The 16,028-nt window shown below is 29.3% G+C and carries 14 protein-coding genes; 1 reads left to right on the forward strand and 13 read right to left on the reverse strand.

Features of this window, described 5'->3' with window-relative positions; all coding sequences use genetic code 11:
* Window positions 1-40 precede the first annotated feature (40 nt).
* The gene (locus tag CSPA_RS25645) at window positions 41-1,843 is read right to left on the reverse strand and encodes an ABC transporter ATP-binding protein (protein WP_015395325.1); all 1,803 of its coding nucleotides are present in this window, start codon (window positions 1,841-1,843) and stop codon (window positions 41-43) included.
* Entirely contained in the window at window positions 1,840-2,778 is a 939-nt protein-coding gene (locus tag CSPA_RS25650) for a glycoside hydrolase family 113 (protein WP_015395326.1), read from the reverse strand. Before CSPA_RS25650 ends, CSPA_RS25645 begins: the two co-directional genes overlap by 4 nt.
* A 160-nt stretch (window positions 2,779-2,938) precedes the next feature.
* Between CSPA_RS25650 and CSPA_RS25655 the strand changes: the two genes are divergently transcribed.
* On the forward strand, window positions 2,939-3,820 hold the full coding sequence (locus CSPA_RS25655; RefSeq protein WP_015395327.1) for an AraC family transcriptional regulator: 882 nt from the start codon (window positions 2,939-2,941) through the stop codon (window positions 3,818-3,820).
* A 109-nt stretch (window positions 3,821-3,929) separates the two neighbouring features.
* Here the strand turns inward: CSPA_RS25655 and CSPA_RS25660 are convergent, their stop codons facing one another.
* The 11 genes from CSPA_RS25660 to CSPA_RS25710 all read right to left on the reverse strand — a co-directional run bounded on the left by CSPA_RS25660 (window position 3,930) and on the right by CSPA_RS25710 (window position 16,022).
* Window positions 3,930-5,051 (reverse strand): SGNH/GDSL hydrolase family protein, encoded by a 1,122-nt coding sequence (locus CSPA_RS25660; protein ID WP_015395328.1) that lies wholly within the window; start codon window positions 5,049-5,051, stop codon window positions 3,930-3,932.
* An 84-nt stretch (window positions 5,052-5,135) separates the two neighbouring features.
* Window positions 5,136-6,149: a LacI family DNA-binding transcriptional regulator gene (locus CSPA_RS25665; protein WP_015395329.1), complete on the reverse strand. Its 1,014-nt coding sequence runs from the start codon at window positions 6,147-6,149 to the stop codon at window positions 5,136-5,138.
* Between the two features lie 405 nt (window positions 6,150-6,554).
* Window positions 6,555-7,571, reverse strand: coding sequence for a glycoside hydrolase family 130 protein (locus tag CSPA_RS25670; protein WP_015395330.1), 1,017 nt, complete (start codon window positions 7,569-7,571; stop codon window positions 6,555-6,557).
* Window positions 7,572-7,691: 120 nt separating this feature from the next.
* On the reverse strand, window positions 7,692-8,540 hold the full coding sequence (locus tag CSPA_RS25675) for a carbohydrate ABC transporter permease (protein WP_015395331.1): 849 nt from the start codon (window positions 8,538-8,540) through the stop codon (window positions 7,692-7,694).
* A gap of 7 nt (window positions 8,541-8,547) precedes the next feature.
* Window positions 8,548-9,474, reverse strand: a complete 927-nt coding sequence (locus CSPA_RS25680) for a carbohydrate ABC transporter permease (RefSeq protein WP_015395332.1) — start codon at window positions 9,472-9,474, stop codon at window positions 8,548-8,550.
* Between the two features lie 177 nt (window positions 9,475-9,651).
* Window positions 9,652-10,938: an ABC transporter substrate-binding protein gene (locus CSPA_RS25685; RefSeq protein ID WP_015395333.1), complete on the reverse strand. Its 1,287-nt coding sequence runs from the start codon at window positions 10,936-10,938 to the stop codon at window positions 9,652-9,654.
* A gap of 135 nt (window positions 10,939-11,073) precedes the next feature.
* Window positions 11,074-11,754: a DUF624 domain-containing protein gene (locus CSPA_RS25690; protein ID WP_015395334.1), complete on the reverse strand. Its 681-nt coding sequence runs from the start codon at window positions 11,752-11,754 to the stop codon at window positions 11,074-11,076.
* Window positions 11,755-12,001: 247 nt separating this feature from the next.
* Window positions 12,002-13,114: an ABC transporter ATP-binding protein gene (locus CSPA_RS25695; protein ID WP_015395335.1), complete on the reverse strand. Its 1,113-nt coding sequence runs from the start codon at window positions 13,112-13,114 to the stop codon at window positions 12,002-12,004.
* 161 nt (window positions 13,115-13,275) lie between these two features.
* Window positions 13,276-15,021: a glycosyl hydrolase family 28 protein gene (locus CSPA_RS25700; protein WP_015395336.1), complete on the reverse strand. Its 1,746-nt coding sequence runs from the start codon at window positions 15,019-15,021 to the stop codon at window positions 13,276-13,278.
* 86 nt (window positions 15,022-15,107) lie between these two features.
* The gene (locus CSPA_RS25705; protein WP_015395337.1) at window positions 15,108-15,590 is read right to left on the reverse strand and encodes a GNAT family N-acetyltransferase; all 483 of its coding nucleotides are present in this window, start codon (window positions 15,588-15,590) and stop codon (window positions 15,108-15,110) included.
* A 15-nt stretch (window positions 15,591-15,605) separates the two neighbouring features.
* Window positions 15,606-16,022, reverse strand: coding sequence for a DUF3284 domain-containing protein (locus CSPA_RS25710; protein WP_015395338.1), 417 nt, complete (start codon window positions 16,020-16,022; stop codon window positions 15,606-15,608).
* Window positions 16,023-16,028 lie beyond the last annotated feature (6 nt).

The following is a 16,028-nucleotide window of genomic DNA, read 5'->3' on the forward strand; positions in this document are numbered from 1 at the left end:
CGCTTTATCTAAAAAAAATATTTTTATTATTAAATTTATTTTACATTTGCAATTTTTTCAATTTATAAAACTCACCTTTTTTCTCCATAAGCTCCTCATAAGTTCCAAACTCTTCTAAACCACCATTTCCTATAACCGCAATCTTATCTGCATTTCTAATTGTAGATAATCTATGAGCAACCACCAAGGTTGTCCTATCTTTAACTAAATTCTCAATTGATTCCTGTATCTTTTTTTCTGAAATACTATCCAAAGCAGATGTTGCTTCATCAAGAACTAATATTTTAGGATTTCTTGCAAATGCCCTTGCTATAGATATTCTTTGACGCTGACCACCAGAAAGATTCATTCCATGCTCAGTTATTTTAGTATCTACTCCATCTGGAAGCGACTCTATTAATTCTTCTAAATTGGCAGCCTTGATTATTCTATTTAATTCTTCATATGAAATACTATTTGTTCCATAAATAATATTTTCACGAATAGAATCAGAAAATAAAATTGCATTTTGTGGCACAACTGCAATATGTGAGCGATAACTTTGAAGATTAAGTGTTGCAATATCTTGATTATCAATAAGTACTTGTCCTTCTGTTGCTTGAAAAAATCCAATTACAAGATTTAAAATAGTTGATTTCCCAGCTCCTGAAGCGCCTACAAAAGCTATTGTTTCACCTGGATTTATAGTAAAATTTAAATTTGTTAAAATTGGGAGTTCACTATCTTTATATTGAAAATTAACATTTCTAAATGTAATTTCACCTTTAACCTCTTTAATTTTCTTTTTCTTACGATTATTTTCTATATCATCAGAAAGAAGTATATCTCCAATTGAAGACACGGATTCTAAGCCTTTCGCAATAGTAGGCAGTAATGTTATAACACCTGCTATCTGAGCAACTATTGATCCAAAATAAGTTTGATAAAGTACAACCTCACCTATTGAAATATAACCTTTTACTGCTATATACCCTGTAAATCCAAGACATATTATTTGGAAAACTTGAAATGCTACCCAGCTTATTGATGAAAAATATGCCTGAATTAGATCTAATTTCAAACCCTTTTTCTCAACGTTAACTAGCTGTCTGTCTATTTTCTTCGTTTCTTGTTTTTCTAAAGCATGAGCTCTTGTAACAGGAATTAATTCTACCATCTCCATTACACTAACTGAAGTATCTTCCATCTCTTTTCTATAATCACTATTATATCTTTTAATTTTCCCACTAAATACAATAATAATAATCACTGCTACAGGTATAGTTCCAACAAAAAATATAAATACTGTTAAACTTTTAAAAATTACAACCCCCAAGGCTACAACAATATTTAAAGCTATGCCTAATATAGTAATAAAAACTTGAGATGATAAATTTTCGATTTGCTCCACGTCCCGCATAATTTTTGATTGCAAACGTCCTGATTGCATTTCATTATGATATGCAATAGAGAGTTGCTGCAATTTTTTAACGAGAGTGCTCCTTAATTCTCTTTCAACACTTCTTATAGTTTTAGCATATAACACTGTATGTATATAATTTGTGGGTACGTTTTGTAGTACCATAACGAGGATTATAATAACATTTACTATAATTATATTAACAGCATTCTCACCCTTATCAGTTGCAGCATTTATAATATTTGCTGATACAACAGGCATAATCCATACAGGAGAACTTTTAATCAAAAAGAATATAACTGAAAAAAAGAGGTTTAAATAATATCCTTTATATATTCCAATAAGAGTTTTCAAAGTATTATTTTCATTTTGTTTGAATATTTCTAAAAGAGCTTCTTCTTGTGGTTCTAATTTGTCATCTAATTTATTTTTTAATTCTATCACTCTTTCACCACCATATCATAATATTTCTTTATAATTTTTTCTGCTGGTTTTCCATATACATCATATCCCTTATCATTTTTAGCTCTACTTAATAAATACTGACTTCCTGCCCAATCCCACATAGCAAAACCAGATACCCATTCACGCTTAATTGAAGATTCAAACATAGTTTTATACCATTCTGCTTGCTCATTTAAATCTATGTTTCCTTCAAGACTCCAATCATTCGGAACCTCTGAAGAACCTTTTGTAGACATACAACCCGCTTCTGCAAAGAAAAATGGTTTATTATATTTTTTCACTACCTTTTCAATACGATTCAATTCTTTTTCCCAATCAGAAATAGGATAGTAACCACTCGAAGAAATAACATCTATACAATCCCACCATTTTACATTATGCTCTTGATATTTATCTGTATTATAAGATACAATTCCTTTGTAAACATTTCTGATATCTGAAATAAGTTTACGCCACTCATTTTCTCTACGCTCTGACATAACCATTTCACAACCCGCTATAAACATTTCACAACCTGTTTTTTGAGCAATAGTAGCATAATGAATTTGAAAATCTGTATATGAAGCAAACCATTTACTCCATTTTGGCTCACAGTGAACATCTTCATCAAAAAAATTAATATATGCTCTCCAAGTTCCATTTTTACAATTAACCGTTGGCTTAATAGCTATTCTAAGCCCAATATCCTTTGCATAATTTATAATATCTTCTAACTCTTCATCTGATACAGTTGAATTAGATATATAACAAATCTCTTCTGATTGCGGAGTATCCTGTAATCCATTTGGTACAAGTATTATAAAATTGATTCCAACTCTTTCTTTTAAATTATCTAAACTCTCATAAGTTTTCTTCTTCAAATAGCTACCCTTCCTAGCAAAAGGTGCAAATGTAAAACCCTTTATAAACTCCATAAAATTCATTCCTTTCTTTAGTTAATACAATAACAAATAATATTCTTGTTTATTATTTGTTTATTGCACCGTTATCCACATATACTATACCAATTCTATTTTTTATCTGATATAATACAATTGTTTAAAAATAGAACAAATCTATTTTATGGAGGCTATCATGAATTATTTATTTGAAGAAATTAATGTTTTAGTATCACCCTACGAAGCTTTTATAGCTGGTACCAAATATGGAAATTTCCCAATCAAAGCTCATTGGCATTATTATATGGAAATTATTTTTATCCTTAAGGGAACTTCATTAATAAACTGTAATAACAACGAATACATTCTTGAAGCTGGCGACTTAATTTTATTCCATCCCCAAGCAGTTCATTCAATTTTTTCAGCCTCTAACGAACCACTGAAATACGGAGTGCTAAAGTTTGATATAAACAATCTTCACATAAACAGTAATTATACCCCAAAGCTTAGTTTAATCTTTAAATGTGCAATAGATAACCCTTATGCTGCTATATTAATTTCTTCAAAAGCATTTAATAGTTCAATAGAAAATATATTCACAAGCTGCATTGAAGAAGTGGCCAATAAAGATTATGGCTACGATATCCGTTTTCAATCTCTAGTTTCATCATTATTGATAGAAATTCTTAGAATTTGGAGAAAAAATGGATTTGATACAAATAATATAATGTTAACTCCTTACGACACTGATTCATTACATACAATATTACAATATATAGACGAACATTCACATGAATCAATAAAAGTTGAATCTCTTGCCGAGAAGTGCCACATGAGTTATTCATACTTTGCTAAGAAATTTCACGAATTATACGGTCAATCCTGCAAGGATTATATTGAATTTATAAGATTGAGTAAAGTTAAAGATTTATTGTTATTCACAAATTTTGACCTTAACTATATCAGTCAAGAAACAGGCTTTGCAGATTGTAGTCATTTAATACGAACCTTTAGAAAAAATACAGGTATAACTCCAAAACAATTTAGAAAACAACACCTTATAGATCCCAACTATTAAAATTTGCAAAAAAATAAGGCCCCAGTTACTTAAGCTATCGAGAATATAATTATAAATCTCTATATTCTCGATATAATACTACGTAAAAGAGTTCCTTTTTTCTACTTTACTATGATACTAATATTCCTAAAATAGTCACTTCACTTGCAATACTTTCTTTAATTACATTTATTTCGATTTTATATTTCTTAACTTCATCACTTAATTCCAATATCTCAGTTGCAGAATAATCTCCCCAGCCATCTTTAAAATAAGTGTCTAATAATACCTTTTCTTTATCATTAACTTTGACACTAATTTTTCCTGAATTCTCAGAAACACTCTTTTTATATAGCAAGATAATATTTTTTGCAGATAGCTCAAAAAACAATCTTCCATGATCAGCAATTTTCCCGTCATATTTCCATCCATTCTTAAATACTTGAAATCCTTCATCATAATTATCAAACCCTAGGATTTCTTCTGGTTTTATACTAGAATTATTTATAATTTTTCCGTTTATATATCTATCCTCAAATACACAAGGTATATCTAAAATATTATCTAAACTCTTTATTTGTTCTCTTTTTTTATAGTCATTATTATAAATATTATTAATAAAATGAACTAATAGCTGCGATATTATATAGTGCCCATCATCACTTGGATGAACCTCATCAGTTAAAACATCAGAAAATTTCATTTTATTTTTTTCAACTTCACATTTAAGGGCATCTCTAAAGCTTATCATTGGTACATTATATCTATTACCTATTTCTACTTGTTGTTCTTGAACATTTAATCCCGTATCCATAGTCATAAACACTTCTACTACTGCTGGTTTATTTTCACTAGCCAATAATCTTCTAATTAAACTTTCATAAGCAACTTTACAGGAATAATCCTCATCATCATTTACAGCTGCATCAACAAAAACTATATCTGGACTTTCATTTATCACCTGCATCTCAGCTCTATGCACCCCAATTAAAGATCCCGTAGCACCTACCCCTGCATTTATATGTTTCACATTTACATTATTAAACTTGTTTTCAAACCACTTATATGTCAATTCAACATAGCATTTTTCTGGAACTGTAGAATTACATCCTTGTGTTATTGATCCACCTAAAAATGCAATGGTTATATTCTCACCTTTTTCAATTTTAGCAAATAATTTTAATATTCTACTTATATCGCCCTTATTTACTAATGAACTATCAAACATCTCTTCTGTAATTTTAAATTCCACTTTTCTCCCTCCTAATGAATTCATTAATAAAGTCAATAATAAAACACAAGATAATTTACACAAGTGTTATGAATTATCTTGTAATTATTTTTTTAATTCTTTAACTGTGTCTTTTATAACTATTTTCCCACATATAACTCTTCTTGCTGGTTTATAGTCAACTTTACGAACTTTTTTAAGTATAACATCAACTGCTGTTTCTGCCATTGTTTTCATATCAACTTCAAAAGTTGTTATTCCTAAATCAGATATTTCTGTAATTAAATAATTATCAAATCCAACAACTGAAATATCTTCAGGAACTTTATATCCTTTATCTTGAAGTTTTTTAATTAGAAGATATGCTACTGAATCACAATTACAGGCAAAAGCAGTAGGCATTTTTTCAGGCAACTCAAAATTTAATTCTTTTTTACCTATCTCCCTATCTGAAATATAACTATTAGAGGTATATTCAATTCCTCTTTCTAGCAAAGCTTTTGTAAAACCTAAAAATCTGTCTTGAATGCTACTAGTAGCACGTGGATTTCCTACAAATAGAATGTCTCTATGTCCCATTTCAATTAGATAATCAGTTAGTAAATACATTCCATAATAATTATCTGAAGTAACTGTATCATAATCAATGTGCTTATCATATGTATCTAGCATTACTACTGGAACATCATCAAGACTATTTAAAAATTCAACATACTCTTTCTTTAATTCCCCCATAACAATGATCCCATCAACCTTACTATCCTGTAACATCCTTGGAACCACATTATTATTTTCATCTTCTCGATTTACTACCTCCATGATTCCATAATATGATTTTTGGGTTAATGCATTTAATACATTTTGATATAACTCCCAATAGAAAGAATGATACATTTCAACAAATCCTTCTGGAATTAGTACCCCTATATTGTATGTGTAACCATCTCTTAGAGATCTTGCAATAGAATTTTGGCGATATCCCATCTCTGCTGCAACTTTTTTAATTTTTTCTCTTAACTCATCACTAACTCCATCTTTATCTGATAGAGCCTTAGAGACTGTTACTTTACTCACCTTTAAAACTTCAGCAATATCAGCAAGTTTAATTGCTTTTGCCATATATTATTCATCCCCTTCCTGTATATGTAAAACTAATTCTCATAAATGCTTTCATTAAAACAATATTATATATTCCAATTATAAATCACTTAAGAATTTCTTGAATTGAGATGTACAAACTTAATTAGTGTTTATATATACCGAATTATCAAAATATCTCTCAATATTTAACACTTAGTTTACCCCTAATTATTATATTTATCACTTCAAATTACGCTTTATATGAATAAACGATTAGTTTTCACAATTATACCTTTATTATACAATAAAAAACTGTATTTCGCTATTAGTATATACTCTAAACGAGTTTACAATATTAGCTAAAAATACAGTTCAATTATTTTAACTTATTAACCTTATCACTTTATATTTAAAGTTAACGATTAATTACGAGGTATAATTCTACTATAATCTTCCTTCTAGACTATCTATTGCTCCAAGTTCATTATGTTCTTTTATGAATTTTACAGTTTCATCAATAGTAGTATATGCTAAACCTACATAAGTATCTGCCGCACCATAATAAATGGCTATTCTTCCTGTTTTAGCATCCGTTAAAGCTGCACATGGGAAAACAACATTTGGAACAAATCCACGTTCTTCATACCATTCTTCCGGTGTTAACATTATGCTTCCAGCTCTATATAAAACTTTAGATGGGCATTCTTTATCTAAAAGTGCTGCACTCATAGAGTAGACTAATCCGTTGCATGTTCCAGTTACACCATGATAAAAAATCAACCAACCTTCATCTGTTTCAATAGGTGCAGGGCCACAACCAATTTTTACTGACTGCCACCATCCATTTCCACCTTTTTGCATTACAATTCTATGCTTTCCCCAATAGTTCAAATCCGGACTTTTACTTAAGAAAACATCACCAAAAGGAGTATGACCATTATCACTAGGTCTTGATAGCATAATGAATTTCCCATCAATTTTCTTAGGGAATAAAACTCCATTACGATTAAATGGCAAGAACGGATTTTCCAATCTTGTAAATGTCTTAAAATCTTGTGTCTTAGCTAATCCAATTGCTGCTCCATCAAAATCTCCACACCATATAATATAATATGTGTCTTCTACTTTTACTAATCTTGGATCATATGCATATAGAGGTTGATAATCCTCTCCATTCTCATCAACAAATTTTATTCTTTCTTTATCAAAATTCCAGTTAATTCCATCTTTGCTGTGACCTAAATAAATATGAGGTCTTCCATTGATGGTTTCTCCACGAAAAACTCCAATAAACTCTTTATTATATGGCATTACTGCACTATTAAAAATTCTTGATACACCTTCTACAGGATTTCTCCCTATAATTGGATTTTCTGTATGTCTCCATATTGGACCTTCAAAGTTATTTGGCTTTTCCTGCCATGGCATATTTTCTAGTTTTTCACCTAAAATTTTACTCATATCAATTCACCTTTCTCAAGAAACTATTAATATTATGCAATAAACCTTTATTAATACATAACTTAACATTACTTCTCACTTCATATTTTATTGTTTTACAACTTTTATTAACTTATCTTATTATTCTTTTACCGATCCAGATACTAGTCCACTATAAATATATTTTTGTAATGTAATAAACACAAGGAAGGTTGGAATCATAATCAGAACCATCCCAGCTGCTATTATTTCCCAGTGAGCACCATATGGTCCCTTAAATTTAAATAGTGTTGTAGATATTGTTAATAATTCTGCTTTTGGAGTATATAAAAATGGAGTATAGAAATCATTATAAACACCAACTCCTTTTGTGATCAAAACAGTTATAATTGCTGGCGAAAGTAGTGGAAGAATTATTTTGTAGAATATTTGAAAATAATTAGCACCATCAATTATTGCAGATTCATCTAATGAAACCGAAATATTTTCCAGGAATTGCAAGAATATATAAATACTCATTATATCTGTACCACAATATAATATTATTGGGGCTAATCTAGTATTAAATAACCCTAATCCAGATACTATTTGAAATGTCGCAACTTGTGTTGCGATACCTGGAATCATTACTGCCACTAAAAACATTCCATTAACAAATTTACTAAACTTTGTTTTAAATCTACTAAATATGTATGCTGCCATAGAACCAGTAAGCACTGAACCCAAAAGAGAGAATACTAAAACAATTAACGTATTTTTAAAACCATTAAGCATATTTCCTTGGTTAAATACCACTTTAAAATTATCAAAATTCAAAAATGATTTAGGTAATTGTAATGCATTTGTTGAAGAATATTCCGTACTTGTCTTAAAGGCTGCAAAAAATACACTTAAGATAGGAATAATGAATACTAGTAAAAAAAAGATTAATACAGCATATTTAACTGTTTCATAAGCAATCTCTTTTCTATTCAACTTTCTTTTACTCATGTTTTAATCACCCTTTCCTCTTCATAACTGCATTTTGTATGCTAGTTATAATAATACACATTGCTAACAATATCATTGCCATTGCAGAAGCTAAACCAACTCTATGATTTTGGAATGCATATTGTACAGTTTGAATTATAAAAGTCATACTTCCATTTCCACCATTAGTCATTATATAAGGGGTTTCAAATGCTGACAATGCTCCTGTAAGTGCTAGGAATAATTGTAATCCCAAAATTGTTGAAATACCTGGTATTATTATATATCTGAGCTGTTGAAATCTACTAGCCCCATCAACTCTAGCTGCTTCTAAAATATCTGATGAAATTGAAGCCATTGCAGCTGAAAACATTACGATGTTATATCCAACATATCTCCAGACTGATACTGAAGCCAAAGATATGTTAACAATCTTTGGATCTTGTAGCCAATACTTTATAAGTCCACCTAAACCAACAGCATTTAATATAGTATCAAAGGTACTTCCTGGTTGAAAGAAGAATATAAATACAAAACTTATTGCAACACTATTAATTAATGATGGGAAAAAGTATACTCCTTTAAACAAATTAGAAAATTTACATTTAAATGATACTAAGTATGCAATTAAAATACCTAATGCAATTTGCACAAATGATGCAACAAAATAATATATACTTACAAATAAAGGTTCAAAATACTTCGTATCACTAAGTATAGTTTTATAATTTTTCAATCCCACAAAAGTTTTAGTTTTGCTAACTCCATCCCAATCTGTGAAGCTATATCCTGCCATTGCTACTGCAGGCAAATATGTGAATACTACTAATAACACTACTGGAACAGCTAAAAACAAAGCAGAAATTATGATTTTTTGTTTCTTATAAGGCAAAGAAGAAAAACTAAATTTTTTCTTAGTTGTACTAGGTGTTATATGCTTAGCATTTGTTACCACTAATAACACTCCTTTACTTTTAATTTGAAGGACTTAAATCAGTTTTCTGATAACCTCTCCCCGTTAACAGTTATTAAAAGTAAATGTCTATTACTATTTTTTTACTGATTTAAGCCCTACTACATCTTATTAAAAAATTATTTTTTAATAAATAATTTTTCAAGCAACTAAATTTTACTATTTTCCAATAGATTCAATTCCTTTTGTCCAATTATCATTTAAAGAATTCATATATTGATCAAATGTTTGTTTTCCATTTCCTAATCCAATTTCTATAATAGTTTTAACCCATTTGCTATCACTAAGGTTAATTAGTGATTCTTTTTGTACTTTGTCTAAATCAACAGCATTTTGAGTAGAACCCATCTTTTGTTGAACTAATTCAGCATTACTTCCTGATAAGTAAGCAGGCAACTTAGCACCAACAATAGAAGAAATCATATTAGAATCATTTGGATATTTTTCTACGAAATATTTTACAAATTCTTTTGCAATATCTTTATTTTTACTGTGGACATTTACCCCCATCATAAAATCAGACGCTATCTGAATAATTTGTTTACCATTATGATTTACAGGCGCACTCATAAACTTAATATTTTCAGGTGTTTTTGATTTAGCTTGAATTTGTCCTATAGCCCATGAACCTAGTGCCATTACGCCTATTTTATTATCAGCCATATCTTGTTTTGATTTTTCCCAATCTGATGTCATCGGATCTTGCTCAACATATTTATTAGCTACTGCATCATTTAATAATTTTAATGATGTATAAAGAGTAGATCCTTGCTTAAACGCATTCTTGTCATAAGTCACTTTATTTGGATAATCTACATCTCCTGAAACATTAACAAATTGTGCATTAGTCCAGTTAGTTAAAGCCCAATCTGCTACATAGTTTGTATATAAAGGAACTGCAGATGTTTTTTCTTTTATAGCTTTTAAGGCAGCCATAAATTCTTCTGGGGATGTTGGTATTTTTGTAATTCCAGCATCTTTAAAAACCTTTTCATTATATACAAAACCATTTGCATTAGCACCAGTTGATAAACCATAAACTGTTCCATCTACATTAGCATTATCAAGGAACGCATATTTATCTTTAAGTTCTGATTCAGTTCCCATTGGTTCATAAAAGTCTTTATATTGATTTTTTGTAATATTAGAAGGCATCATTAGAACATCACCATAGTCCTCTGTTCCCATTCTAGTATTCATTGTATTTTGATAATCGTTTACTGATTCAAAATTAACTGTAGTTCCAGGATGTTTTGACTCAAATTCTTCTTTATATTTTTTAAAAACTTCATCCATATCAGTTCTATGTGTTAATACTGTAAGTGTTGATCCTGATTTTCCATCGTCTTTACTAGATGAGCTTGTACCACTACTACCACAACCAGTTAAAGTTCCAACAGCTAGTGCTCCAGCAATTAATATTGCTAAATTTTTACGAATTTTCATTTTACATACCCCTTTTCTAAGTTTTTAAGTTAACGTTTAACTGGTTTTAGTATATATAAAAATTTAATCGTTGTCAATAATTTAAGTTATCATTTTTATATTTAAGTTACTCTTTTTGATTTGTAAGTTAACATTTTACTTTTCTGTTTTTATAATATATTTCTTTATTCCGCTCCATGCACAAAAGCTGCAAAAAAAACTAACAAATGAAAATGTACAAAATAAAATTGCTAGTAAATTAAATGGTAAAAATACAGCACTTGCTTCGAGTAATCCCATACATATTATCAATGTTATAATAGAATATTTAACATATATAATGCTTAATAAAAATGAATTCTTAAACATTTCTCTTAAGGTTAAATTAACACTTACACTCATTGGATAAATATATATTGACCAAATGCCGAATAATATTCCAGCTATAACTAAAATCGAAATTATAATATTATAAATCAAACCTTCTGACCTAACACAAAATATTAATGATTTACTCAAAATCACAACAAATATAATTTGAAAAATAAAAATAACAAAAGAAGATTTCCAATTCTTCTTAATAGCTTCCTTAAAGTCATAATATAAGTCTGAAGGTTTATCTTGCACCATCTTGATAGTAACTGCAGTCATTGCTCCAATAGCTGGTCCAATTGTAACTATAGGTATACAAGTTATAATAAATAGTAAATTCAGTTTAAAAAGCGAGGTAAATTCACGTAAAAATATATTCCAAAACAAAGCCATTCCTTCCTTTGGAGGTGCATCTTTTGAAACACCTGGTCCCTCTCTATTGTAGTCAAAGAAAAATAATCTCATAGTACACCTCCATAGTTTTTTTGCTTATCTTAATATATATTATTACAATTATCCCCATTCAATATTAAATTATCAATGACTGATGATTTTCTTTGCAAATCTATAACTTTTTAACAATTCTTTTTGCAACATATAAATATATATATAATTCTAATGAATATTAATTTTTTTAAATACAATGCTAATCATTAAGGTGATTTTAAGCACAAAATCACCTTAATAGTTGCTAATTTTATATTAACTTTAATTAATTGCAAATAGTTTTACTTGTTTCTTTATCAAATAAATGTATTTTTTCTTCATCTATAGCAACTTTAATTGCATCTCCTGGATGCATAAATGTACTTGCAGATGCACGAATAGTAAGTTTTTTATCATTACAATAAACGTGGAGATACACTTCAGCTCCCATTAATTCTTGAATAACTATTTGCGTAGCTAATACATTCTCTTTATACTTTTCCAAAAATTCTTTTTCTATGCCAATATGTTCAGGCCTAATTCCAAGAACAACATCCTTCCCAACATATGATTCAAATGTTTCTTCTCCACCTTTATTTTTAGGAATCAAAATACTATACTCATCAAACTTAACATAGTATTCTTTTTCTTTTTTTTCAATAACTCCATCTATAAAATTCATTTGTGGTGATCCAATAAAACCAGCAACAAATTGATTAGCTGGTAAATTATATAGCGTCATTGGTTTATCAACCTGTTGTATGTATCCGTCTTTCATAACAACAATTTTATCTCCCATTGTCATTGCTTCTACCTGATCATGAGTAACATATACAAACGTAATTCCTAATTTTTTATGTAGCTTAGTTATTTCCCCTCTCATTTCAGCACGAAGTTTTGCATCTAAATTCGAAAGTGGTTCGTCCAAAAGAAAAACAGCTGGTTCGTGAACCATAGCTCTTCCTAATGCTACACGTTGCCTTTGACCACCAGAAAGTTCCTTAGGCTTACGATTCAATAAATATTCAATATCAAGAATTTTGGCTACATTTCTAATTTTTTCATCTATTAATTTTTTATCCATTTTTCTTAAATTCATACCAAATCCAATATTTTTGTATACAGTCATATGTGGATATAATGCATAATTTTGAAAAACCATTGAAATATCTCTATCTTTCGGAGAAACATCATTGACTAATCTATCACCAATATATAATTCTCCACCACTTATATCTTCCAATCCTGCAATCATTCTTAACGTTGTTGATTTACCACACCCTGATGGACCAACTAAAACAACAAATTCCCCTTCATCAATTTTTAAATTCAAATCCTTTACAACGGTTACATTGCCGGGATAAGTTTTTACTATATTTTTAAATAGAATATCAGCCATTAAAAAACCTCCTAAAATAACGCTTAATTGTTAACTTTTTTAGTTTAACGTTAATCTTAATAATATAAATATACCATTCTTTTTTAATTCTTACAAGAATAAAAAAATAAATAAGATTTAATTAATTTTTAATTAAATCTTATTTATTTGAATCCAACTTTCTATTTTTCAAAGTTTAATTTATCTGAATTTGTCACATTCCAAGGGTCTTTTAATTCACTATCAAAGGTAACATTTTTAAATGAACTATTGGTTAAATAATCTATTTTTGCTTCCTTAGTATTATTAAATGATACATTTTCAAAATGAATATCAGTATGACACATATCCTTTAAACCCAACACAAATATTGCATTACTTTTTGCTCCATCCACACTGCAATTAATAATATTAATATTTTTGAATTGTGGCAAATCCTGAGCTGGCTTAAAAGCCCCTGTTGCAGTGCTATTACTATAGTTAGATGTAAATATAAATGGTTCTCCTTCTCCATCAGTAATATTTTTTAATGCTGAGTCTCTAAATATAATATCTTTTGCGCCTCCACCTGTTCCTGGTGATGATTTACAACGTAATCCAGAACCTGTACCATTCATAACATTATCTTCTGCCAAAATATTTTCTATCCAAGCTGCTGTATTACTACCAGCCACAATTGCACCATGCCCACGACCAAAATAGTTATCAAATACCCAAACATCAGTTACAGGCTTACGATTTTTTTCTGCATCTGCACCTTTTCCCGCTGTAAAATTCACACAGTCATCTCCTGTATCAAAAACACAATTTAATACTGTTAATCCTTTGGAATCAAAATCTATTCCATCTGAATTATTGCAATCAAAAGTTTTAATTAGTGCACCATTTAATACTACATTACTACAGCTATTACTTCCAATTGTATGTTGACTTGGATTAACAAATGAAAGTCCATCTCCATAATAAACATTATTTATATTGCTTATTGATATTAAATTAGATCTTCTACTGTAAGCTTCTGTGTCTGAAAGCCCCTTAATTTTCGCTGCTTTATATTGCTTAGCTGCAAGGATACCATTTTCTTCAACAGTTTTTATACTACTTTTTAGTGAATTAGGAAAATTAGTTGTTTTTTCTGGTTCACCTTGTTTCCACCCATTCCCATCTATTACTCCACTACCTACAATTTTTAGATTGGAACTATTACTACCTATAGCATTAATAAGTGCACTACTTTTACCTGTTCCACTTTTTATATAATCTTCTGGATTTTCAGAGCCTAAAAGCTTTCCATCAACTTGAAAAATAATATCACCTTTTAGCCAAATAGCTCCAGATTTAAATACTTTTCCGGCTGGAATTAAAACTTTACCATCTGAAGTACAGGCATCTATAGCTTTTTGAATTGCATTTGTATCTAAAGTTTTTCCATCACCAACAGCTCCATATTTGGTAACATCAAATATCTCTGGTGTTTTTGTTGTAGTTTGAATCACTTGATTACTATCTTGTGATTCCTTGCCATTTTTATCAACCGCCCTAACTGTAAAAGTATATGAAGTATTTGGATTAAGACCAGAAACTACATAATTATGCATACTTATGTTTACTGCTGATTTGTTGCTTGAATCTTTATAGAAATTATCTATAAAGGGTTTAGCTTTTGAATTTTTATTATCATTTGAGTTACCTACAAGTTTTCCATTCATATATATATTGTAATTTTTTATATTGTTATAATTTTCAGGTTTGTGCCAAGCCAAGGTAATACTATTATCATCATAAGCTAAAATTGGAACAGATAAATCTTGCGGTGCTAATACATCAGTTGCTGCTACGCCGTTGTTTTTTGATAAAATTAACCCTATAAATATTACTGCGATTACTCCAAAGACTATTACTGAAGTTATAGCTACCTTCTTTCTCATTACTTGCGCCTCTTTTCATACTTAACTATAAAATAATTCACATGATCTTTTTGTTAACATATTCTAACTAATTGCATTATATCCTGTTAAAATGTCAAACGCATGTCATACCAAACGACGCCTCCATGTGTTGATTCTGAAATTCCTTCATTTTCAAAACCAAATTTTTCGTAATAATGAATCAATTTTTCTTTACAAGTAAGTACCAATCCAGTGCGTCCTTGAGTTTTGGCATCAGCAATAACTCTAGTTATTATTTTTTCTGCACAACCTAACCTACGATATTCTGGTATAGTATTTACACCAAAAATCATTTGCCATTCACCCTTTTCATTATGTAAATTAGCATTTTCAAACATCTCATCACATAATTTTCTCTTATCTGTGACCATTCCATTTACAAAACCAACTAGCTTTCCATCATCCTCTAATAGCCAAAAATGGTTAGGATAAATTGTTAATCTATTCTTGAAATCACTTTCTGAAGCTGCTTCTGCTACTGGGAAACACAATGATTCAACAGCAGTGATTGCTTGTATATCTTCTATGGTTGCAATTCTTATCTCCATTTTCATTAGCTCCTTTTATTTATTAGAATTATTTTTCTTCAACGTTTTTTCTAAATCTGAAATATAAACTGCTTGTTGTTTTTTCAAATATATTCCTACAAAAGGTTTCATAATCCACTTTTTAGTTAACACATTCTCTGTAAAATTTATCTCTGTCCTATTATCATCTATCTTTGAAAATAATCCTACCCAATGGCCATGCATATTATTATTATCCATATCAAACTCATAACACGTCATAGGTTCAAATTTAGTTATTGTAAAAGTTGTAGCATATCCTTCTTTTGTATACTCCACAAATTTTTTTTCTGCTTCCAAAATCTCAATTTTACTTAAATCACTCCTCCATGAATAATTATCAAGAGAAGTTACTACTTCCCATACAGTTTTTATACCCTCGTTTAAAATTAGTTTTATATTTGCACTTGCCATTTTATC

The sequence above is a fragment of the Clostridium saccharoperbutylacetonicum N1-4(HMT) genome (genome assembly GCF_000340885.1).
Lineage (GTDB): Bacteria > Bacillota > Clostridia > Clostridiales > Clostridiaceae > Clostridium > Clostridium saccharoperbutylacetonicum.